At 57.4% G+C, this 20681-nt stretch carries 24 protein-coding genes; 12 read left to right on the top strand and 12 right to left on the bottom strand.

Annotated elements, in window-relative coordinates; genetic code table 11:
• Window positions 1-17 precede the first annotated feature (17 nt).
• The 8 genes from D0851_RS13895 to D0851_RS13860 all read left to right on the top strand — a co-directional run bounded on the left by D0851_RS13895 (window position 18) and on the right by D0851_RS13860 (window position 8347).
• Window positions 18-431, top strand: coding sequence for a GtrA family protein (locus tag D0851_RS13895; protein WP_117620412.1), 414 nt, complete (start codon window positions 18-20; stop codon window positions 429-431).
• Entirely contained in the window at window positions 403-1410 is a 1008-nt protein-coding gene (locus tag D0851_RS13890) for a glycosyltransferase family 2 protein (RefSeq protein ID WP_117619175.1), read from the top strand. The genes D0851_RS13895 and D0851_RS13890 overlap by 29 nt, the downstream gene beginning before the upstream one ends.
• Window positions 1394-2941 carry an ArnT family glycosyltransferase gene (locus D0851_RS13885; RefSeq protein WP_117619174.1) on the top strand — a complete coding sequence of 516 codons (1548 nt, stop codon included), beginning with the start codon at window positions 1394-1396 and terminating at the stop codon, window positions 2939-2941. The genes D0851_RS13890 and D0851_RS13885 overlap by 17 nt, the downstream gene beginning before the upstream one ends.
• A gap of 22 nt (window positions 2942-2963) precedes the next feature.
• Complete coding sequence (locus D0851_RS13880) at window positions 2964-3647, top strand: response regulator transcription factor (RefSeq protein ID WP_117619173.1); 684 nt, start codon at window positions 2964-2966, stop codon at window positions 3645-3647.
• Window positions 3644-5056 (top strand): ATP-binding protein, encoded by a 1413-nt coding sequence (locus tag D0851_RS13875; RefSeq protein WP_117619172.1) that lies wholly within the window; start codon window positions 3644-3646, stop codon window positions 5054-5056. Before D0851_RS13880 ends, D0851_RS13875 begins: the two co-directional genes overlap by 4 nt.
• 95 nt (window positions 5057-5151) lie before the next feature.
• Window positions 5152-5919, top strand: coding sequence for a glycosyltransferase family 2 protein (locus D0851_RS13870; RefSeq protein WP_117619171.1), 768 nt, complete (start codon window positions 5152-5154; stop codon window positions 5917-5919).
• Between the two features lies 1 nt (window position 5920).
• A complete protein-coding gene (locus tag D0851_RS13865; RefSeq protein WP_117619170.1) occupies window positions 5921-6589 on the top strand; it encodes a TVP38/TMEM64 family protein in 669 nt (222 codons plus the stop codon).
• Between the two features lie 9 nt (window positions 6590-6598).
• Complete coding sequence (locus tag D0851_RS13860; RefSeq protein ID WP_117619169.1) at window positions 6599-8347, top strand: ArnT family glycosyltransferase; 1749 nt, start codon at window positions 6599-6601, stop codon at window positions 8345-8347.
• Between the two features lie 49 nt (window positions 8348-8396).
• Here D0851_RS13860 and D0851_RS13855 read toward each other — a convergent pair whose 3' ends face one another.
• Together D0851_RS13855 and D0851_RS13850 are read right to left on the bottom strand one after the other, a co-directional pair.
• Window positions 8397-9839 carry a sensor histidine kinase gene (locus D0851_RS13855; RefSeq protein WP_117619168.1) on the bottom strand — a complete coding sequence of 481 codons (1443 nt, stop codon included), beginning with the start codon at window positions 9837-9839 and terminating at the stop codon, window positions 8397-8399.
• The gene (locus D0851_RS13850) at window positions 9836-10561 is read right to left on the bottom strand and encodes a response regulator (protein WP_117619167.1); all 726 of its coding nucleotides are present in this window, start codon (window positions 10559-10561) and stop codon (window positions 9836-9838) included. Before D0851_RS13850 ends, D0851_RS13855 begins: the two co-directional genes overlap by 4 nt.
• A 243-nt stretch (window positions 10562-10804) precedes the next feature.
• On the opposite strand from D0851_RS13850, the gene D0851_RS13845 reads away from it, so the two are divergent.
• On the top strand, window positions 10805-11335 hold the full coding sequence (locus D0851_RS13845) for a cytochrome b (RefSeq protein WP_117619166.1): 531 nt from the start codon (window positions 10805-10807) through the stop codon (window positions 11333-11335).
• Window positions 11336-11453: 118 nt separating this feature from the next.
• Here D0851_RS13845 and D0851_RS13835 read toward each other — a convergent pair whose 3' ends face one another.
• From D0851_RS13835 to D0851_RS21095, 8 genes are all read right to left on the bottom strand, one after another.
• Window positions 11454-11753, bottom strand: a complete 300-nt coding sequence (locus D0851_RS13835; RefSeq protein WP_117619165.1) for a type II toxin-antitoxin system RelE/ParE family toxin — start codon at window positions 11751-11753, stop codon at window positions 11454-11456.
• Complete coding sequence (locus tag D0851_RS13830) at window positions 11754-12023, bottom strand: type II toxin-antitoxin system Phd/YefM family antitoxin (RefSeq protein ID WP_117619164.1); 270 nt, start codon at window positions 12021-12023, stop codon at window positions 11754-11756.
• A gap of 296 nt (window positions 12024-12319) precedes the next feature.
• Window positions 12320-12622 (bottom strand): type II toxin-antitoxin system RelE/ParE family toxin, encoded by a 303-nt coding sequence (locus D0851_RS13825; RefSeq protein ID WP_117619163.1) that lies wholly within the window; start codon window positions 12620-12622, stop codon window positions 12320-12322.
• Window positions 12610-12867 (bottom strand): type II toxin-antitoxin system Phd/YefM family antitoxin, encoded by a 258-nt coding sequence (locus tag D0851_RS13820; RefSeq protein WP_117619162.1) that lies wholly within the window; start codon window positions 12865-12867, stop codon window positions 12610-12612. Before D0851_RS13820 ends, D0851_RS13825 begins: the two co-directional genes overlap by 13 nt.
• 480 nt (window positions 12868-13347) lie before the next feature.
• Window positions 13348-13953, bottom strand: a complete 606-nt coding sequence (locus tag D0851_RS13810; RefSeq protein ID WP_264756449.1) for an EAL domain-containing protein — start codon at window positions 13951-13953, stop codon at window positions 13348-13350.
• A 20-nt stretch (window positions 13954-13973) separates the two neighbouring features.
• Window positions 13974-15125, bottom strand: coding sequence for a GAF domain-containing protein (locus D0851_RS13805; RefSeq protein WP_117619160.1), 1152 nt, complete (start codon window positions 15123-15125; stop codon window positions 13974-13976).
• 12 nt (window positions 15126-15137) lie between these two features.
• Window positions 15138-15860, bottom strand: coding sequence for an ATPase domain-containing protein (locus tag D0851_RS13800; protein WP_227539548.1), 723 nt, complete (start codon window positions 15858-15860; stop codon window positions 15138-15140).
• 61 nt (window positions 15861-15921) lie between these two features.
• The gene (locus tag D0851_RS21095; RefSeq protein WP_117619158.1) at window positions 15922-16065 is read right to left on the bottom strand and encodes an ATPase domain-containing protein; all 144 of its coding nucleotides are present in this window, start codon (window positions 16063-16065) and stop codon (window positions 15922-15924) included.
• Between the two features lie 226 nt (window positions 16066-16291).
• On the opposite strand from D0851_RS21095, the gene D0851_RS13790 reads away from it, so the two are divergent.
• Together D0851_RS13790 and D0851_RS13785 are read left to right on the top strand one after the other, a co-directional pair.
• Window positions 16292-17776: a hypothetical protein gene (locus D0851_RS13790; protein WP_117619157.1), complete on the top strand. Its 1485-nt coding sequence runs from the start codon at window positions 16292-16294 to the stop codon at window positions 17774-17776.
• On the top strand, window positions 17773-18813 hold the full coding sequence (locus D0851_RS13785; RefSeq protein WP_227539307.1) for a hypothetical protein: 1041 nt from the start codon (window positions 17773-17775) through the stop codon (window positions 18811-18813). The genes D0851_RS13790 and D0851_RS13785 overlap by 4 nt, the downstream gene beginning before the upstream one ends.
• A gap of 168 nt (window positions 18814-18981) precedes the next feature.
• Here D0851_RS13785 and D0851_RS13780 read toward each other — a convergent pair whose 3' ends face one another.
• Window positions 18982-19557: an acyloxyacyl hydrolase gene (locus tag D0851_RS13780; RefSeq protein ID WP_117619155.1), complete on the bottom strand. Its 576-nt coding sequence runs from the start codon at window positions 19555-19557 to the stop codon at window positions 18982-18984.
• Between the two features lie 40 nt (window positions 19558-19597).
• On the bottom strand, window positions 19598-20083 hold the full coding sequence (locus D0851_RS13775) for an acyl-CoA thioesterase (protein ID WP_117620411.1): 486 nt from the start codon (window positions 20081-20083) through the stop codon (window positions 19598-19600).
• A gap of 413 nt (window positions 20084-20496) precedes the next feature.
• Here D0851_RS13775 and D0851_RS13770 point away from each other — a divergent pair, with 413 nt between their 5' ends.
• A complete protein-coding gene (locus tag D0851_RS13770; RefSeq protein WP_205422205.1) occupies window positions 20497-20676 on the top strand; it encodes a tyrosine-type recombinase/integrase in 180 nt (59 codons plus the stop codon).
• The last annotated feature ends 5 nt before the right edge of the window (window positions 20677-20681 follow it).

The following is a 20681-nucleotide window of genomic DNA, read 5'->3' as shown; positions in this document are numbered from 1 at the left end:
TGCTGAAGCGAGGCTGCATGAAACTTCCGGATTTGCTGACAAACGAATGGGGCAGACTGCCCCGCTTCCTGCTGGCCGGAGGATTCGCCACCCTGCTCCATTGGCTGACCATGCTGGCACTGATTGGGTTCGGCATGAGCGCGGTGGTCGCAACCACCATCGGCGCAACTATTGGCCTGTTGATGAACTACCTCGCCCAGCACCGCTATGCTTTTTGCTCTGGCCTGCCACACCGGATCGCCTTCCCTCGTTATCTCACCGGAGCCAGTTTAGGCTGGATTCTGAACCTGCTCAGTTTTTCCCTGCTACTGGCGGCGGGGATCAGCGTTGCGCTTTCCCAACTCATTGCGACCGGCCTGGTGGCATTCGCCAACTATCTCTTTGCCGAGAGGTTTGTTTTTCATGAAGAACCGACAACCGACATTCAGTGACCCAGTGCTCAGCGTCATCATTCCGGTTCACAACGAGGCGGATGTCATCCCAACCCTTCTGACTCGGCTGGACCTGGTGAGCCGGCAACTGGAGGGCACGGTGGAACTGCTGTTCGTGGACGACGGCAGCCATGACAATTCCGTCGCCCAGTTGATGCGGGCCAGAGATCGCCAGCCCGGCATACGGGTAGTACAGCTGTCACGGAACTTCGGTAAGGAAGCGGCGGTGACCGCGGGCCTGGAGCATGCTCGCGGAGACGCGGTCGTGCTGATGGACGCTGATTTACAGGATCCCCCCGAGCTGATCCCGAGAATGGTTGCCGAATGGCGTAAGGGGGCAGACGTGGTGTTGATGAAGCGCCGGTCCCGGGCCGGCGAGAGCTGGCTGAAACGGACAACGGCCAGCATCTTTTACCGTTTAATCAACCGGATCAGCGATGCGGCGATACCGGTCGATACCGGCGATTTCCGACTGATGAGCCGGCGCACGGTCGATGCCCTGAACCGGTTACCCGAACGCAACCGCTACCTGAAAGGGATGTTTGCCTGGGTCGGTATGCCTACCGTCATCCTGGAATTTGACCGTGACCCGCGAGCGGCGGGCAAGACCAAGTGGAACTATCTCAAACTGATGCACCTGGCAATGGAGGGGATCACCTCGTTCTCCACCCGGCCCCTGCGCCTTGCGCTGGTTCTCGGCCTGCTCGCCGCCGGAGCGGGAGGCCTGTTCGGAACCTGGGAAGTATTGAGGGCGCTGATTTTTGGCATTTCCACGCCGGGCTATGCGTCCATGATTGCCATGATCACGTTTTTGTCCGGCGTTCAACTGCTCTGTGTGGGCCTGCTGGGGGAATACGTCGGACGCATTTACATGGAAACCAAACAACGCCCGGTCTTCATTGTTGCCGAAGACAGCGAGGACCTCGCCCAGCCGGTTGTGCCCCAACTGAGAGTTGCCGGTAATGACCAGAAACATTAACACCCTGCTCTGGCTGTTGTTTTCGGTTCTGGCTATCCGGCTTGGCCTGACCGCAATCCTCCCGCTGGCCGACACAACTGAACCCCGTTACGCCGAGATTGCCCGCATCATGGCCGAGACCGGCGACTGGATCACGCCCTGGTTCGATGACGGCGTGCCATTCTGGGGCAAGCCACCCCTGTCTTTCTGGGCGCAGGCAGTGTCGTTCAATGTATTCGGTGTGAGTGAATTTTCCGGCAGACTACCCTCCTGGCTGGCCAATGCCGTCATCGTCTATCTGGTCTTTACCCTGCGCCGTTTCCTGCACCCTGATCGCACTGGCGATGCGGCAAAAGCAGCCGGCCTCTGGGCTGCTCTCATTTACGCCACCACTGCCCTGGGCTTCCTGTCGGCGGGCACGGTGATGACCGACTCCTTCCTCGCCCTGGGCTCAACGCTGGTACTGACCAGCCTGATTGTCCGTCTTCAGGGCGGCCCGGCGCCGTGGGGCTGGCTGTTCTTCGTCGGTCTCGCCATCGGCTTGCTGGCCAAGGGCCCGTTGATTCTGGTTCTGACCGGATTACCGGTGTTTCTGTGGGTCGCCGTTACCCGGCGCTGGCGTACCCTCTGGCAGTGCCTGCCCTGGATCCGTGGTTCCATGCTGATGCTGGCCATTGCAGTACCCTGGTATGTCCTGGCCGAGCTCAAGACCCCCGGTTTTCTTGATTACTTTATTGTGGGCGAGCACGTCAAGCGGTTCCTGGTCAGCAGTTGGCAAGGTGATCTGTATGGCAACGCCCACGAATTTCCCCGTGGCACCATCTGGCTGTACCTGGTTGTGGCCAGCCTCCCCTGGGGTCTGGTGGCGTTGGCGGCATTTCTGCTCAATCGCTGGCGTGGGCACGACACCGTGCATGAATGGCAGGCCCGTGAAAAAGGCATTGGCGGACTGGTGCTGGCATGTACCCTGAGTCCGGCGCTCTTTTTCACCTTGTCGGGCAATATCCTCTGGACTTATGTTCTTCCCGGCTTGCCGTTTCTCGCAGTACTGGCATCAAGCCTCTGGCCACAGAGTCCCGCCAGGCCAATGCAACACTCCGCACTGGCTGCGATTCTTTTGATACCAATGCTCGGCACAGTGGCCGTGAGTTGGCTTGCCTTTCATCCGGAACAACTGAAAACCGAACGTGAACTGATCGCTCGGGTTGACCGCCTGCCCGACATGAGCGCCAACGAACTGGTCTATGTCGGCAAGGCACCATTTTCAGCCCGCTTCTACAGTCTGGGAAAAGTGCGTACCGTAACCCCGGAGACACTAAAGCGCCAACTGGAGCAGCGAGCGCTTTCCAGATCGATGTTGCTGGCTGTGGAGAAAGGCAACACAGCGATGCTGCATCGGCTTGAAACGCTTGCCGATCCCATTGATGAGAACCGGCGTTACCGCGTATTCCTGTTGGATACCCGGCTCCGGAATAAAGCGCACAACGGCGACCGGGAAAGCAAAAGCAGCAGAATCGATTACACTGCAACCAAAGAACACCCGCTGAGCTGAAAACCAACCGGATTCCTGCTACATGCGAATACTGCTGATAGAGGACGATCACCTCCTGGCCAAAACCATGCTCGGGATGCTGCGTGACGACCAGAACACCGTCGACTGGCTGGATGACGGCCAGCAGGCCCTGAACGCCCTGCTCAACGACAGTTTCGATCTGGCCATCCTGGACCTGACCCTGCCGCGAGTGGATGGTCTGGATATCATTAAGAAGGTCCGCAACGAGGGCATCGAGACACCGGTGATTATCCTCACTGCCCGGGGTGATCTGGATGAGAAATTGCGGGGCTTGAATGCAGGAGCGGACGACTACCTGACCAAACCCTTTGCCATGGCAGAACTGAAAGCCCGAATCCGGGCGGTTACCCGGCGTGGCTCCGGCGTCCGAACCGCCGGCCTGAAGGTGGGTCGGCTAACTCTGGCCCCGGACTCCGGCCAGTTAGCGGTTGGCACCGAGACGTCGATTCTCCCGCGCAGCGAGTTCCAGATCCTGCACTACCTGATGCGACATCCGGACCAGGTCGCAACACGACGGCGCCTGGAAGAACAGCTCTATGGTTGGGAACAGGGCGCCGAAAGCAATGCCCTGGAGGTGCACGTTCACCATCTCCGCCGCCGTGTCGGCAAGAAAACCATTCGAACCGTTCGGGGAGTGGGCTACCTTCTGGACAGTGAGGCTGCGGCGCTTGGGGAACCCGAATGAGCCTGACCCGCAAACTCACGGTCCTGGTTACCAGTACCGTCCTTTTCATCACTCTGATCGCCGCCGGGTGGGGTTTCTACGTCACTGACCATCAGCTTGAGGAGTTGTTCGACGCGGAACTGGCACAGAGCACTCGCATCGTCCAGGGATTGGTGGACCACTTATCAACGACCCAGCCGGCTGATCAGCTCTCCCACACCCTGTCGAAAACGCTGAAACTGCCCGAGAGTGCATACCGTGGCGAGGAGGAAGAAGACGAGATCCTTCCCGGCGGAGCGGGCCACAAGTACGAACGCAAGATTGCCTTTGAAGTCTGGTCGCCGGACAAAGAACCGATTCTCGATACACTCCGCGCCAACGATTCCCATGGGCTCGATCCGGGTTTCGCCTGGCAGGAGGTAGCAGGCTATCAATGGCGCACATTTACCTTGAGGGATCCGTCTACCGGCTACTGGATTCGCACCGCCCAGCGTGAAGATGTCCGGGACGAACTCAGTCAGGAGATCGCAATGGGTAATGTATTGCCCTTCCTGGTTGCCCTCCCGCTGCTTGCACTGGCCGTGCTTGTGTCGATACAGGTCGGCTTCCAGCCCCTCAGGAAACTTGAGAAACCGGTGCGCAATATGGCACCGGAAAGTATTCATCCGCTGGACGACCGCCAGGCTCCCAAAGAAGTGGCCGGACTGGTGCAGGCGGTGAACGGCCTGTTGCGACGACTTAACCAGGCTCTGGAACGAGAGCGCAGATTCTCCGCGGATGCCGCCCATGAACTGAGAACGCCGCTGACGGCACTTCGACTGAATCTGGAGAAAGCCTGCGAGGACCACCCGGAGCAGTATCAGGATCTGATCCGGTCGGTTGACCGTATGGTGCACCTTGTTGAGCAAATGTTGTTGCTGAGTCGGGTCGATGCAGGTACCGATTTTGCTCCGGCGTACCACAACCTGTCAGCGATTATTGAACAAAGCATTGCCGATGTGGCACCCCTGGCCATGAAGAAGAATATTGAGCCGGTGCTGGAAGACGATGCAGGCCAGGTCCTGGTTTGCTGCCACAGCGCTCTGATCAATACCTTGATGCGCTCCCTGCTTGCCAATGCCATTCAGTACAGCCCCGAACATACGGTTATTACCACCCACATCACGCCTTCCGGCGACGGCTACCACATCACCGTATGCGACCAGGGCACCGGCATCCCAACCGAAGAGCGGGAACGGGCGCTCAGCCGTTTTGTCAGGCTTGATCAGCGACTTGGTGGCGGCGCCGGGCTCGGGCTCGCCATCGCCCGCCGCATCGCAGAACTCCACCGGGGCCAGCTTACCCTCGCGGGAAGGGCAGACGGGCAGCCCGGACTGTGCGTCAGCATCTGGCTGCCCGCACGCCCCTCCTCTCAAAACAGCCGTTCTTAAGGTTGACTTAAGGTTAAGGGTATACGATATCCGGTCTTATTAATGGGGAGCATTCAATGAACCCGTTGATGTTCTGCTTTCGAGGATGTCTTGAAATGGGCCAGAAACGAACCCTGTCGCTGATTATTCCGGCCAAAGATGAACAGGAAAACATTGCTAACCTTCTGACAGAAGCCTTCGGTGTCATGCGGGATTACCCCGGCTTCGAAGTCGTTCTGGTGGACGATGGCAGCCGCGACCAGACACTGGACACCGCTATTCGGACGGCCCGGTCCCTTGGTGGCCGCCTCATCACGGTTCGTCATGAGCAGAGCATCGGCCAGAGTGGTGCGCTGGCCACAGGCATCAGGCACGCCCGAAGTCGTCTTATCGTGACGATGGATGGTGACGGCCAGAATGACCCCGCTGACATTCCGGCACTGCTGCAAAAAGCAAACACAATCCGGGCATCGGATTTCTGCATCGCGGGCTATCGAAAGAACCGCAAAGACACTGCCTGGAAACGGTTCCAGTCGCGTCTGGCCAATCGCGTGCGCGACGCGCTGCTGCATGACGGCGTGCCGGACACCGGGTGCGGCCTCAAGCTGTTCCCCCGCTCCACGTTTCTCAAACTGCCCTGGTTTGACCACGGCCACCGCTTTATACCGGCGCTGGTGCGGGGTATTGGTGGTGAGATTGCGGTCGTGGAAGTAAACCACCGGCCACGTACCGCGGGCACCTCCAAATACAACGCGTGGAATCGGACCTGGGCCGGCATACTCGACCTGCTCGGCGTTTTATGGCTGCTACACCGCATCCGTACTCCCGTCATTGTCAACCCCGTCGATTCCGACACGCCGGTATCAGTAACGGAGCAGTCCTGACATGTTCAACTGGTCCCGCTGGCTGGCGTTTGCTGTGCTGGCGCTGGTCGGCTATCTGGCAATCCAGAATGGCTGGCTCGATTTTATTGCGGACAGGGCCCAGGTAGCCAGTTACCTGCACAGCCACGGAGTTGAGGGCCTGCTGGCTATTACCCTGGCAGGCGCGATTTTCACCGGCATCGGCGCCCCCCGCCAGTTGCTAGCGTTTGTGCTCGGTTTTGCCCTGGGCGGGATCAGCGGTACCCTGGTCTCAACACTGGCAGCCACTATTGGCGCCACAGGGTGCTTCTTCACCGCAAGATGGCTGCTGCGAACATCCCTGACCCGCCGGTTCAGCCGGCGCATGCGCCAGTTTGACGAACTGTTTCAGGAGCAGACCCTGCTGAAGGTGCTCATGGTCCGCCTGTTACCTGTCGGCAGCAACCTGGCCACCAACCTCGTTGCCGGTTGTTCCGGCATCCGTTTTCTGCCCTTCCTGGCCGGCAGCACGCTCGGATATCTTCCGCAAATGCTGGTGTTTGCTTTGGCCGGCGCCGGCATTGGCACTGCTGACGAATATCAACTGACCCTGAGCGTTGCCCTGTTCATTCTGGCCTCCATGCTTGGCGCGCTGCTCTACCACAATCAAAGAGCCAGAACCCTGGCCAATTCCGTTTCCGATCATCCCTGAGACCGAACCATGCCCGCATCGCCTTTCGTTCGCCATCTCCCCGAATACCTTTTCAACCTTTCGCGGAACCGGCTACTGCTCGTGCTGCTGGCATTTGCCACAGTGATGATCTTCACCGGTATCGGCCTGCGCTCACCCTGGCCGGCCGATGAACCCCGCTTTGCCGAAGTTGCCCGGGAAATGGTGGCTTCCGGACAGTGGCTGATTCCCATGAGAGGTGGCGAGTTCTATCCGGACAAGCCTCCGGTCTTCATGTGGAGCATTGCCCTGTTCTATTGGTTAACTGGCAGCCTGAAAGTCGCCTTCCTGTTGCCAAATGCGCTTAGCAGCCTGCTAACCCTGGGACTGGTTTTTGATCTAGGCACGCGGCTATGGAACCAGCGTACCGGCACTATCGCCGTGTTGCTGTTGTTGCTTGCGCCGCAGTTCCTGATTCAGGCACAGAAGGCCCAGATAGATGCCATGGTTGCGGCCTGGATTACCGTCGCCTCCTATGGCCTGATCCGGCATTTTTTCACCGGACCGGCCTGGGGCTGGTACTTCGTGGCCTGGGCATTCATGGGCCTTGGAATCATTACCAAAGGTGTCGGCTTCCTGCCCGCATTCATGTTTATCCCGATCCTGATACTCTGGCTCCGGAACCGCCAGCTTTTTTCCGACACACTTACCTGGCGCTGTGCGCTCGGTCCGCTGGCCATGATAGCCGTCGTTGCGGCCTGGCTGATCCCAATGGTGCTCTACGTGAACAACCTGGGTACAGAAGAAGCCCTTGCCTACAGGAATAACATTCTGTTCAGGCAAACCGGCGAACGATATGCCGACTCCTGGGGCCATATCCAGCCCTGGTATTACTACCTGACCAATGCTATCCCCTCGCTGTGGTTTCCTCTGCCGTTACTGTTGCTTGCATTAGTACGCCCCCTTGCGGGAGCCATCCGGCGAAACCCGGTCCTTCCCGTTCTGCTGGTCTGGATCGCACTGGTTGTGGTGTTTTTCAGCATCAGCCCCGGCAAGCGGGGGGTCTATATTCTGCCGGCATTGCCCATGTTCGCCCTGTGTCTTGCGCCGGTGTTGAGCACTCAGCAACCAGCCCGCTGGTTTCCGGCCGTTCTCACGGGACTGCATTTTCTGTTGGCCACAGCCCTGGTCGTCGTCGGAGTCATGGCCTGGAACGATCATCCCAGGCTGGTCGAAAAAGTGGCGGACTACAGCCGAGACCCGGCGCGGCTGCATGAGGCCGGGACACTGGTTTTCAGCGTTGGCCTGGCATGGTTGGTCAGCCTTGCGGTGTTCTGGCGCTCTAATGCGCTGGGGCGCCTATTCGTGGCCATGATGATCAGCTGGCTGCTATACACAACCTGGGGTTACCGGGTTCTGGAACCTTTGCGCACGCCTCGCAATATCCTCGCGGCTGCGGAACGGAGCATTCCCGCCGATGCGCAACTCGGCATGATCGATTTCCGGGAACAATTTATCCTGTTCTCCAGGCTCGATTTCACCCACTTCAGCTATTTCACCGGCCTTGAACAGGAAAATCGCAACGCATGGCTGTGGATGAACGAAACCGCAGATAGCTATCTCATCGTGGCGGATCAGATTGAGTTGCAGTGCTTCACCAAAGAAGGTGCTATCCCTCTGGGAACAGCTCACCGGGAAAACTATCTTTTACTGGGTGATCAACAAATGAAGCCCAGCTGCGCGCCGCCAGACAAGGTTAAACGGTTTACCACGCGCACTCCCGGTAGTTGGCAAGACTGAGCCGGATGCGCCGGGATTTGCACGGGCGGACGTTCTGTTTTAATCGGATCTACCCGGTTTTTGGCAGCGTCACCGAAACCTGCAAACCCTGGTCTTCCGAGCCGGTATCGAGCCGAATGTCTCCTCCCATGCCACGAATCAGGGTGCGTGCGATGGCCAGCCCCAGGCCGGCGCCGCCAGTTTCACGACTGCGGGATTGTTCCAGGCGGTAGAAGGGCTGGAATACCCGTTCGCGTTCGGCTTCCGGGATGCCCGGGCCCTGGTCGGTGATGGTGATGACAGCCTCTTTTTCTGTGGCGTCGAGTTTCACCACGGCCCGCTGCCCGTAGTTCACCGCGTTCTCGATCAGGTTGCGCAGGGCGCGTTTGACGGCTTCCGGCTGCCCCTGAAGGACGCATCGTGGGCTGTCCTCGTACTCTACGGCCATCCCCATCTCCTGCAGATCACCACAGAGACTGTCCAGCAGGGTGGCCAAATCATAACGCCGGTGTTGTTCAGTAGTGCTGCCACGAATGAAATCCAGGGTGGCTTCGGCCAGGTGCTGCATCTCCTGCAGGGTCTCGAGCAGGCGGTCCCGGTCCTCGCCTTCAGGCAGCATTTCCACCCGCAGCCGCATGGAGGTAATAGGTGTACGCAGATCGTGGGCGAGGGCCGCCAGCAGGCGCCCCCTGTCTTCCTGCGCGCGGCTGACCTGATGCTGCATCTGATTGAAGGCGCGCGTTACTTCGCGAATATCTTCAGGACCACGCTCCGGAATCCGGACCTTTTCACCACGCCCGAAGGCATGGGCGGCATTACTCAGTTCGTTAACGGGGCGCAGAATGTGGCGGATAGCCAGCAGGAGCGTGAGTATCAGCAGTATGGCAGTAATGCCTACACTGGTGAGCGTTGCCTTGAGCCAGAGCCACGAGGGTGCAGGCGGCTGAGCCCGGGCGTTGACCCACTGCCCCGTGGGCAATGCCAGGGACACGCTCAGAATGGGCGGGCACTCTTGTCGTTTCTCTTGCCGCTCCTCTTCTCTTTCCTTGCGGTGTTCCCGGCGCTCTTCATCCTCTAGATGCTGCTCATGGTCATCGTGTTTCGCGCGTTCGTCATGTTCATCCTGCTCCGATTCGTGCCATGACAAACATTCCTGTTTATCGGCTTCCATTGCGGCTCTCACCTGCCCCCGGGGCAGACCCAACTCTATAGCCAGTTGCTCAGTCATTGTTGGGGACAGGTCATTGGTGAGATGCGCTGACGGATCGATGGAAAGCTGCAGGGAGGGGCTGGAAAGTGCCCGTAATATGCGTTCCTGCCGCTCCGGGTCGGTAGTGTCTAGCAGGGTGTAGGCATCCGTAACCCGTTGCAGCACATGTTCGAGGCTGGCGCTGCGCAGAGCGCCCTGTCGCTCTCCGGCCAGAATCGCGATGGTGATGATCTGTGCCACCAGCAGCACCAGGATCAGCAAGAGTGCCAGCTGCCCGCCGGCACGCCGGGGCCACAACTTCATTGCCCTGCGCCTCCCACGCTGGCAATCCATTGGTACCCGCCCCCCCAGATGGTCTTGATCAGCCGGGGGTTGCGGGGGTCCGGATCGATTTTCCGGCGTAGCCGGCTGACATGATTATCGATACTGCGATCGAAGGCGTCTGCTTCCCTGCCGAGGGTCAGGTCCATGAGCTGATCCCGGGACAACACCCGACCGGCGTGCTCCAGAAAGGCCAGCAGCAACTTGTATTCGGCGGTGCTGAGAGACACTTCGACGCCTTCGGGATCGATCAGTTGATGGCGATCGACGTCCAGGGTCCAGCCCTCGAATGACAGGCACTGCCCGGCCATCGGGCTGCGTTGGGGTGGTAGCGCGATGGTGCGGCGCAGAACCGCCTTAATGCGGGCCAGAAGCTCCCGCGGATTGAAGGGTTTGGTCAGGTAGTCGTCGGCGCCCATTTCCAGGCCGACGATGCGATCGGTCTCCTCGCTCATGGCGGTCAGCAGAATAACGGGCAACCCGGTGTGTTCGCGCAGGTAGCGGCAGAGAGTCAGGCCATCCTCTCCCGGCATCATGATGTCCAGCACGACCAGGTCCACAGAGTGGTCTCTCAGCTGGCGCTTCAAGGCATCCCCACCATCGGCCAGGAGCACGCGCAGCCCGTGTTCCTGCAGATAACGGCCTACCAGGTCGCGAATGTCTCGGTGGTCGTCGACCACCAGAATCGTGGGAGAAGTGCTCACTCATTACTCCGTCTGTGTACTCACTGTCCCGATTATAGGGGAGTCATCGCGGGGCATGGGCATGAGGTTGTCAAAAATCATCCCAATTCAGGCTGTTGAGACAATTTGCGACAAATTCGGCTGCCACCCGAGACAATTCTGCGACGTTTTTCTGGTGCAATAGCTCGCACCGGGACTGATACGCCGTAATTAGCGCGAGAGCCCTGGAGGGGGAGTTCGCCAACATTCTGAAGGAGATCGACGATGACAATGATGGACGCTGGAAGCCGTTACGGTGCCGTTTCCCGTGCCTTGCACTGGATTATGGCAGTCCTGCTGCTGGCCATGCTCGGCAGCGAGGTGTGGTTCGAGGCTCTGGAGGATAGCCTCTCGGAGGCCTCCTTGATGGCCTGGCATCAGAGTGTGGGGCTGGCATTGTTCGCGCTGGTGGTATTTCGTGGTTTGTGGCGATGGCTGAACCGGTCGCGCCTTACAGCGCCTGCACACTGGGCGACCATGGCAAAGTGGGGGCATTTCGCTCTGTATGCACTGATGATTCTGATGCCTCTGTCAGGGCTGGCGACGGCCCTTGGGGAGGGAGACACTGTCACTTTCTTCGGGTGGACGGTTTTTGCTTCCGGCCCGGAAGTGGCGTGGCTGGAAGACAGTGGCGAAGACATCCATGAGGTCCTGGCAAACGTGCTCTGGCTGATGATCGGATTGCATGTGACTGCAGCGCTGGCACACCAGTACCTGCTCGGTGACCGGATCATGAAGCGTATGGCCGGATCGTAGGCCACAGCCACCAACATTTCTGTGGCACCTTTTTGAAACCGGTAGCCAACAGGCTGCAACGAGACAACAGGAAAGACGCGGACCTCGGACGCAACTCTGCACAGCTCCCGCATATGGGTTATGTTTCGTTTTCTGGTAATTCGAGTTGTCTCTCACTCCGCCAGATTCGAATAAGCACAACTTCGGTGGCTTGCCTCAGGTAAACAACTCGAAAAGGCGAGTGAATCAACTCTCGAATATGATCCAGACTGAATTCAGGAACAGCTCGGCCAGCCTCAGGATGATGCTTCAGCATTCCCGAGTGCTCCAAAATAGCAGTCACATACCCGTCACCAATATGCGGCACATCCTGCTCTGTGTAGTACTCCTGAATAGCCTGCAAATCTTCAAGGGCAGACTGTGCGATGCGTAATTCCATTTACTTGATGCCTAGCGTTTTCCTGGCTTCCTCCAAAGATACAGTGTTGCCCTCACGAACGTCCATGAGCCCTTGCGCCACCGCCTTTACGAACCGTAGTTCCTCTGCGGTTCGCTCGTAATCCTCAAGCCCCTGAACAACAGCGACACCACGGCCACGGCTAGTAAGCAGGATTGGACGATGCGTATCCTGAGCTCGACCAACCACCTTTCCGGGATTAATCTTCAGGTCTGAAAGAGGAATAACATCCTCAGAAAATTTCACTTGCATGGCAGTCACCAAATCGACAGAACTGGTATAACTACTAGCACCAGTTAACAGGTGCGGTCAAGAAACGCCAACAGCACGCGCGGCTGCGGAATGGAGGCGAAGCCGCAATGTAGTAATAGCCTTCGCCGTGCCTGTGTTATGCATTCCTGGGACCCTGCTCATGATACTGAGTCGCTGTATCGGGCAGTATTTCCCACGTAAGCAATGGGATGGACTCCTCCTCACCTCACCGCAAAAACACTCGCCGGTTATTGGCACTTCACTCTCCTTGGTGCATGGCGCCGAAGCGCACCTGGTTAGCTACTCCCAAGTATGTATGCACGAAGCTGCCGCTCCTCTCTCATAACACAGAGTATGAGAACCCGTTTCTTATCTTCACGAAAAAAAATTCGACAAGGGGGCACCACTACTTCTCTGTATACCGAATTGGGGAGCTCCGGAGGAATCCGTCCGGATTGGGGAAAATCCTGCAAACGCTCGGTTTTATCGAAGACTTCTTCGACCAAATGGCTTGCGGCAGCAGGATTATCCAGATCAACGTACTCGGCAATAGCGTCCAGTTCCTGAAGCGCGGGCTCCGTCCAGATTACTTCAGCCATTTACTCATTTTCGCCCTGGCCTCACTTTGGCTGCATGTTCTTCCCTCAAGTACCGCACGCTCTCCCCGTGAGAGCCCCTCAAGCAGCTCAAGCCGGCGCTGCATAAACTCGTAATCCTGAACATCGACAAGATAGGCCGATGGCTGACCATGCTCCGTGATCAGTATCGGCTCCTTTGACAAATGCAGGTCCGCCAGAATCTTCGTGGCTTGGCGCTTGAGGTTCGTAACAAGCTCAACTTTCATCGGCTCCCCCTGAATCAGACTATTAGTGACACTATAGTATCACTATTCGGGTGGGGCAATCACAGCTAACGCCCGCCATCACCGGTGACAAAACCGGAGCGAAGCGGAGATTTTGGCATCCGGTGCATGGCCTTGATGCAATATCAGTTTGACTCAACTATTTCTCTGATAACGCTTCCAAGCTCAGCTATCGCTGCATTTCTTTCGTCAAAGGATGCTGTGGTTTCAGCTATATAAAATGCAACAATGATTGGCTCGCCCTCTGATTTTACGCGGATTTCCAGCAAGTACGGAACTTTCCACAGCCTTTGGGTGGCCTCGAAATTAATTCCGTGCTTTTCCAGATTGACCTGGCGTTGGCACTGGCATGCAGAAGTTAGCATCGACTCTTTTCATGGTGTGCTCCACCGAAGGACTGTCTATACAGTATTGTTGAAGCGTACCATCAGAAGAAGCCAACATAGACATGGATGTACAGCCTTAAGAGAGTCGGGATGGGGTCTTGAGATAGGTGACCAGCGCATCAAATGGCAGAGGTTTTGTGAACAGAAATCCCTGGCCGAGCGGGCACTGAAGCTCCGCCAGCATTTGCAGTTGGTCGTCTGTTTCGATGCCTTCCGCCACCAGATTCAAACGCAGGTTGTCCGCCATTTGCACGATGGTGGTCACCAGTTGGCGAGCCATGTCGCTCTTGTGCATGTCATCCAGGAAGGACTTGTCCAGCTTCAGGGTGTTGACCGGAAGGAAGGCAAGTCTGGCGAGGGACGAGTAGCCGGTTCCGAAGTCGTCGATGGCGACGGTAAATCCGTGATCGTGAAATTCGTGCAGCATCCTTTCCATGCGGGGAACATCGCTCATCATTGACGATTCGGTGACTTCCAGTTCCAGTGCGCCGGGCGGTAACCCTTCATCCTGGATGGTCTGCTGGATCTGTTGGGTCAAGGTCGGTTGCCATAGCTGGCGCACAGACAGGTTCACGGCCATGCGTAGATTGGGAGCAAATTCCCGTGCTTTGCGAAGATCGCGACAGGCCTGCTTGATGATCCAGGTTCCCAGGCGCACGATGAGCCCGCTTTCCTCCAGCATTGGAATGAAGTGGGCGGGGCTCAGCAGGGTGCCATCTTCCTGTGGCCAGCGAAGCAGTCGCCTGCTTCGTGACCCAGGCCATCGTTGACTCTCTTGAAGCCGTCCAGGTCAATAAAGAGCACAGCGGCGTGGGCCTGCTCCCGCTCTGATTTCGCTTCCAGCGAGCCCAGCTCTTCCAGCACCCACTGACGGTTCGGCAATTTGGTTAGGGCATCCCGGTAGGCCCGCTCTTCGGCGCGCTCCTTTTCCGCATCCAGGGCCTGATGACTGCGCAGCGCGCTTAGCCCAAGGGCGATGTTTTTGGCCAGGCGCCACATCAGTTCTATTTCCGATTCTCCGAAGGCGTTCGGTTTTTCGGAATAAAGTGCCAGTACACCGACCGTGTTCTCTGAGATCAGCAGAGGTAACGCCAGCACTGAGTTCATGCCGTGTTGGGCGGCGCTGCCCCGCCAGGGGTCAAAAAGGGGGTCGGTGTGCAAGTTCTGCGAGACTTCCGGCTGGCAGCGGCGTATGGCGCTGCCAGCAGGGCCTTGCCCCTGGGCGTTGTCGCCCCAGGAGAGTTGCATGTTTTCCAGGTACTCCGCCGCGCCGCCACAGTGAGCAATCACCTCAACGGACTTCTGTTCATCGTGTTGCGCTATGCCGAACCATGCGAACCGATAACCGTGATCGCCCACCAATTGCCCAAGCATCTCATCCAGAAGCTCCGTTTCGGTCTTGGCCCGAATCACCAGCTCATTGCAGGCTGAGAAAATACGGAAAGCCCGGTCCATATTCTCCAGCGCGCTTTCGCTCTCATTGGCCCGCTGGCTCAGTTCCACGGTGGACTGCCGCAGCCGGAGCATGTTTGCGATTCGGGCGATCAGCTCGGGCGCACGCAGAGGGGACACCACGACATCCTCGAACTGGCCGTCCAGCGTACTTCTCGCCCGGCTTAGCTGGCTTTCCCTGACCACAAGCAGAACAGGAATCAAGGCGGGCGCCTGCGCTTCACGATGCGCTGCCAGCGTGTCCCGCCACTTTACAAGCGCCCCCAGATCCGCAATAACCATGTCAAAGTTTCGGTCCGGAATGAGGCCATTTTGGGGGCCAAGCAACTCGTGGTTCTCCAGAATCTGGGACAACAAGCGCTTGTTACCGGAATGCCCAAGTAAAACAAGAATCTGCGCCATTAGGTATTTCGCTTATATGGTTTTTTCTTCGGGCGCTGTCTGGTTTCGGTGGGTATCCACAAAATGAGGCTGCCCGTGCAGAATGCCCTGGAGGCCTTTTAGCGGCTCGCCGACATTCAGGCCATTGGGGGTGATTTCGAATGCCCGCAACGATCTTTCGAAATCACTGGTGCGCTTTTTAAGGACGCCAATGGTTTTGCGAAGTTCGCTGTTGAATTCCACATAGCGCAGCATGACGATGGTATCGGCCAGATAGCTGATGCCGGAGTCGGTGGCTCGCACCTCATTGCCGGCAATTGATGCAATTTCGTTAAGAATCAGCACGGTTACGCCACGGCTGACCAGATACCGACACAGCGCGTGGAGTCGTTCAACCACGTCATCCCCCGCCACCGAGAGGCGACCCACGGACAGTTTATAGCCGGAAAGGCTGTCCAGCATGACCAGGCGGGTATTGTTGATTTCAACTTCTTCACGAACCGAATGCGAAAGCTCATCCGGGGAATAGCTCACCGCCTCAACGGTCTCGATATGCAGCTGATCCTGTTCCAGAAGATCGTCCAGCGGCATGCTGAGGCTGCGGCAACGGTGCTTGAGAATACGGGGCTGTTCCTCAAAGCTGTACACCACGGCCCGCTCGCCTTGCAACGCCGCTGTGCGCATGATCTGCATACCCAGAGTTGTTTTCCCCACGCCTGTCGGCCCGGAAAGAACCGACACAGTGCCACGCTCAATTCCCCCGCCCAGAGATAGGTATCAAACGCGTCGCAGACCTGCGCAATCAGGGGTTGAAGCTCTATATCAGACGCCGGAACCAGGTCGTCTTTCCACCACCGGGGCCCCCTCTGACCAAGTACGCTCGCTGTGGAAGGAGGCCGCCGCAGGCGATTTCATCCAGACCTTGAACACCGGTGGAAATGCGCTGTTCTGGTGACGTCACTGAGATTAACCTCGATAAATGTCAGAACATTGAGCGACCAACATAGCCATTGAGCCCACAGCATACAATAACCGTGCGAAAGAAAATCACGGTTATTGTGTTGCTATCTGGCGGGGCCCTGTGGTGCGATTCTGGCCAGTGCTGCACGGATCGCCTGGGGAACTGGTGCTGCCGGGCGCATCTTCCACTACTATCAAGGTACGTTCGCGCTAGAGACGACGTTACCGTGGGACTGTCGATCAAAAAATCGGAATTTACGGCGGAAGAGTTTGAACGTTTTGCTGCCAAGGTCCGGACGGACCTTACAGCACTCTTACGCCTTCTGAACCGGCCCGGCTTTGGTGAGGGAGAAAGTTCCATTGGAGCCGAGGTCGAGTTCTACATCGTAAACCCTGACCTGCGAGTTCAACCCATCAACACAGAAATCGCCGCCAGCGTTCAGGATCCCCAACTGACGGTTGAGCTCAATCGCTTCAATCTTGAATACAACCTCAGCCCCCAGGCTTTCAAGGGAGCTCCGTTTGCCAGAACAGAGCAAGAGCTGCTCGCTGCCATCAAACGAATCGACCAGCACGCCGCACCACTGGAAGGGGAACTGGTACCAATCGGCATTCTGCCCACACTCCGGCAGTCCGATATGGGCGCGAAGGCGATGACAGACGAACCCCGCTACCATGCGCTATCCAACGCCCTGCTCAAGCAACGGGGCGAGCCCTTCAGCATTCATATCGGTGGCAACGATGTCATAGATCTGGAGGCGGACGACGTCACCATGGAAGGGGCCAATACCTCGTTCCAGCTGCACTGGCGTGTCCCCGCCCACCGTTTCGCCGACTATTTCAATGCGGTCCAGCTGGTCATGCCGATTGTTCTCGCTCTGGCCAGCAATTCGCCCAGCCTGTTTGGCCACCACCTCTGGGACGAAACCCGTATTGCCCTGTTCAAGCAATCCATCGACAGCCGACCCCCCAATCATAAAACCTGGCGCCACCCGCCAAGGGTCTATTACGGAAACGGCTGGGCACGCGGCGCCTGGGAACTGTTTGCGGCCTCCGCATCGCTGTATCCCCCCATCATTCCACTGATGTCAGATGAAGATCCGATGGCCGTGATTGATCGTGGCGAAGTACCGGAACTGGCCGAGCTGCGCCTGCACCAGGGAACCACATGGCCCTGGAACCGGGCCATCTTTGATCCCGCAGACGGTGGTCATCTACGCATCGAAATTCGTTCTATGCCTGCAGGTCCGACTGCAGTGGATATGTGTGCGAACGGACTGTTTGTGATCGGCGCTGCGTTGGCAGTGCTCGATGACATCCGTCATCTGACGTCGATACTCCCCTTCCATTACACCGAACACAATTTCTACCGCGCAGCAAAATATGGCATCGGCGCAGAAATCATCTGGCCGCACAAGGATCAGGTTCAGTTGCAGGATATGCCCCTGTTGGCCGTGGCCCGTGAGCTGCTGCCCCGCGCCCGGGAAGCACTGCAACGAACCGCCGTGGACGAGACAGAAATCCACCACTTGCTGGGAATCATCGAAGGCCGCATTGAAGCCAACATGTCTGGCGCCCGCTGGCAGCGCCACATCACCGAGTCTTTTTTCAGGTCCCTGAGCCCCGATGAGGCGTTCCGGAGTATGCTGTCTCTGTACATGGCCAACCAGAAGAAAAACATTCCGCTCCATGAATGGACACTGTCACCGTGAGTAACTCGAACGTTCTTGATTGTCTGAATCACCCGTCACCCCAGACGCTGGGCCGCTCACCCCTTGAGTGGCTGGACCGACTGCACAAGCCCACGGTTGTTCGTGTTGCCGGTCGTGATCGCTCCCGCACCCGAGCCATGGCAACGCTTCTTCACGGCAATGAACCTTCGGGTCTTTTTGCGCTTCACCGGTGGCTACTTGAGCAGCACACGCCCGAGGTCAACATGCTGTTTCTGCTGGGAGGCGTCTATCCGGCGAAGATCCCACCCAGGCTTTCACTGCGCCAGCTACCCGAAGGACGTGACCTGAACCGGTGTTTCAAAGAGCCCTTTAAGGGGGAAGAAGGTGCGATTGCCGAGGCCATGCTGGCAGAGCTTCGCAAAGCGAAACCCGAATGCCTGCTGGACGTGCACAACACCTCAGGCACAGGCCCAGCCTTCGCTGTGACCATCACCAATGACGCCGCCCACCAGGCGCTGACCTCTCTCTACACCGACCGCCTCATAATGACGGATCTTCGTCTGGGTGCGCTGATGGAATATTCTGAACAGGAGGTGCCCACGGTAACCATCGAGTGTGGTGGGTCCCAGGATGATCAGGCTCATCAACTGGCGTACGAGGGACTCGTTCGGTATGCCTCAAGACCAGACGTGCTGTCACTGGAAAAAGCGGAGTGGGGCGTCGCCGTACTGCGAAATCCGATTCGGGTGGAGCTGGCGCCTGAAGCGACCATAGAATACCGCCGTGAGCCCACCGGTCAGGCTGACCTCACGTTTCCGCCAGACATCGAACACCGCAATTTCGGGATTGTTTCCCCAGATGAGCCGCTGGGATGGATTGGCAAAAAAGGCCTCGGCATACTCACAGCGATCAGCCACAACCGGACCGAGAACATGGAGCAGGTTCTTCGAGTCAAGGATGGGCAGATCTACCCCGCACAGGCCATCAGAGCCTTTATGATTACCACCAACCCGGTTATTGCGAAGAGCGACTGCCTGTTCTATGCGGTCAAAGCAACAGGCGAACCCATTTTTTAGAATCCAAAGAGTCCCAGAGCGACGCTGCGGGCTTCAGGCACCCGGCATTTTCACTCCCTGGCAATCATTACTACGCACTGACCCTGACCCCGGATTAGGTCCAGCTAGAGTGGGGAAAGTCCACGGATACGCAATGGCCAAGGTTAAACCCGACCTGACAGACGACGATCAAAATCGGTAGCTGAACTCAATCATATGAAAATCCGCCCCTATCGTGTCAGATCCATTAACGCCGGCATCTGAATAATGAAGGAACCGATATCCCAGCCCCAGATTTCTATAAAGCGGAACAGCGACACCCGAGGTCAGGGCAAACTGGAAAGGCCCGCCATAATCCTGGGTGCCGAAGCGCCACCTGCTGAACAAAGCGCCACCCATGCCCAAATCCAGGACAAAGCGCCCGTCCTCACTACCCAGCGTCAATTCCGGGATGAGCGAAACGACGAGCGCATTTTTACCCGCTCCCCGCAAAAGTCCGCCACTCGCCATTAAACGGCTGCCGATACCCCAGCCTGAAGTGGAGTAGTTATTCCAGGGCAAATGGAAGTTCGCCGACACATCGTATTCCTTAAAATCCTCCGGAGCCTCTTCTCCAAGCAAGGTCTTCTCTGAAATCCGTGCGCGTATGCTGAGACTCTGTAATTCCAGGTCTTCGGAGTACGAGTAGCTCGGGCCAGGAATGAGAAGGCCGCAGAGGATGATCGGCAGCAGTCCGAAATGAAAGAAATGGCGAGAAAAAACCATTGCTGGCAGCCCATGCTTATTATGAGGAAGGCTTTCGCTGCTACGCTTGTGAGCGGTGAAGAGCCTTATAACGTTCCTCTAACTCAACTCGAATCGCACGACGTTCCTGGCCGTTAGCAAAGCGCCTGATTTGCTCATCAGTGCGTGGTTCCAGTTTAGGCACTGCAACGGCTTTTCCGTTTTCATCAACAGCTACCATAGTGAAAAAGCAACTGTTGGTATGTCTGACCAGCTTTTCACGGATGTTTTCCGTGATCACTTTAATGCCCACCTCCATTGAGGTGCGCCCTGTGTAGTTGACGCTGGCCAGAAAGGTAACCAATTCACCGACATGAACGGGTTGAAGAAACATTACCTGGTCTACGGACAGGGTAACCACATACGTACCTGCGTAACGGCTGGCGCACGCATAGGCCACTTCATCAAGACACTTAAGCAAGGTGCCACCGTGCACGTTGCCAGAAAAGTTGGACTTATCCGGCGTCATCAAAATGGTCATGGTGAGTGTTGTAGATTCGAGTTCCATAATGCGCTCGTTGTTATCTGACAATTCAGTATATGCGCAGTTCCTGTCCGCCACCCCCCAATTTTGCGTTGGGCTTACTTCCGGCCGGCGCTCCGGAGACATCCCCTCGCGGGTTTGCCCTTCCCCCTTTCGCTAACCTTCGGCTCTGCGAATACCTGGTATCGGGACTTTCACCCGACGAGTCTGGTGCCATGCCTGCCAGAGAGCGGTCCGCCTTGCGGCACGCCCTAGCAGCCTTAAGTCCGACAGGCTGCTAGGCAGAAAATCCCTTCAGGTCAATAACTTCCCATTACTTTCCCTTTTCGTTTTCCAGACAAAAATGGTCAGTAAGACTACTATCCTCGCCCAATGGGTCCAGGGCATGCCACTGATTCAAAAAGAATTTATGAGTTCGTTCAAATTCCGCCAGGTTCATGGTCGCAACGACCATTTCCCATACCTTCCACAGCTTCGCCGCCAACTTGCTCAAAGGGGGTACAGACATTCGCAGTATTCAGGAGTTGCCGGGCCACAATGATATCTCCACAACACAGATTTATACCCACGTTGTTGGAACACACCAGTGTGGCATCAGCAGCCCGCCGGATGCTTGAGAGGC

The sequence above is a fragment of the Marinobacter sp. Arc7-DN-1 genome (genome assembly GCF_003441595.1).
GTDB classification, from domain to species: Bacteria; Pseudomonadota; Gammaproteobacteria; order Pseudomonadales; family Oleiphilaceae; genus Marinobacter; species Marinobacter metalliresistant.
The sequence above is the reverse complement of the archived record's forward strand: the minus strand, read 5'-3'. Positions and strand labels throughout refer to the sequence as shown.

Coding starts and splice junctions, on each gene's coding strand:
- D0851_RS13875 (WP_117619172.1), top strand. CDS start 3,644: ATGAGCCTGACCCGCAAACTCACGGTCCTGGTTACCAGTACCGTCCTT.
- D0851_RS13895 (WP_117620412.1), top strand. CDS start 18: ATGAAACTTCCGGATTTGCTGACAAACGAATGGGGCAGACTGCCCCGC.
- D0851_RS13890 (WP_117619175.1), top strand. CDS start 403: ATGAAGAACCGACAACCGACATTCAGTGACCCAGTGCTCAGCGTCATC.
- D0851_RS13805 (WP_117619160.1), bottom strand. CDS start 15,125: ATGGCGCAGATTCTTGTTTTACTTGGGCATTCCGGTAACAAGCGCTTG.
- D0851_RS13845 (WP_117619166.1), top strand. CDS start 10,805: ATGACAATGATGGACGCTGGAAGCCGTTACGGTGCCGTTTCCCGTGCC.
- D0851_RS13820 (WP_117619162.1), bottom strand. CDS start 12,867: ATGAAAGTTGAGCTTGTTACGAACCTCAAGCGCCAAGCCACGAAGATT.
- D0851_RS13885 (WP_117619174.1), top strand. CDS start 1,394: ATGACCAGAAACATTAACACCCTGCTCTGGCTGTTGTTTTCGGTTCTG.
- D0851_RS13780 (WP_117619155.1), bottom strand. CDS start 19,557: ATGGTTTTTTCTCGCCATTTCTTTCATTTCGGACTGCTGCCGATCATC.
- D0851_RS13775 (WP_117620411.1), bottom strand. CDS start 20,083: ATGGAACTCGAATCTACAACACTCACCATGACCATTTTGATGACGCCG.
- D0851_RS13865 (WP_117619170.1), top strand. CDS start 5,921: ATGTTCAACTGGTCCCGCTGGCTGGCGTTTGCTGTGCTGGCGCTGGTC.
- D0851_RS13825 (WP_117619163.1), bottom strand. CDS start 12,622: ATGGCTGAAGTAATCTGGACGGAGCCCGCGCTTCAGGAACTGGACGCT.
- D0851_RS13835 (WP_117619165.1), bottom strand. CDS start 11,753: ATGGAATTACGCATCGCACAGTCTGCCCTTGAAGATTTGCAGGCTATT.
- D0851_RS13855 (WP_117619168.1), bottom strand. CDS start 9,839: ATGAAGTTGTGGCCCCGGCGTGCCGGCGGGCAGCTGGCACTCTTGCTG.
- D0851_RS13860 (WP_117619169.1), top strand. CDS start 6,599: ATGCCCGCATCGCCTTTCGTTCGCCATCTCCCCGAATACCTTTTCAAC.
- D0851_RS13830 (WP_117619164.1), bottom strand. CDS start 12,023: ATGCAAGTGAAATTTTCTGAGGATGTTATTCCTCTTTCAGACCTGAAG.
- D0851_RS13770 (WP_205422205.1), top strand. CDS start 20,497: ATGGTCGCAACGACCATTTCCCATACCTTCCACAGCTTCGCCGCCAAC.
- D0851_RS13810 (WP_264756449.1), bottom strand. CDS start 13,953: ATGCTGGAGGAAAGCGGGCTCATCGTGCGCCTGGGAACCTGGATCATC.
- D0851_RS13880 (WP_117619173.1), top strand. CDS start 2,964: ATGCGAATACTGCTGATAGAGGACGATCACCTCCTGGCCAAAACCATG.
- D0851_RS13870 (WP_117619171.1), top strand. CDS start 5,152: ATGGGCCAGAAACGAACCCTGTCGCTGATTATTCCGGCCAAAGATGAA.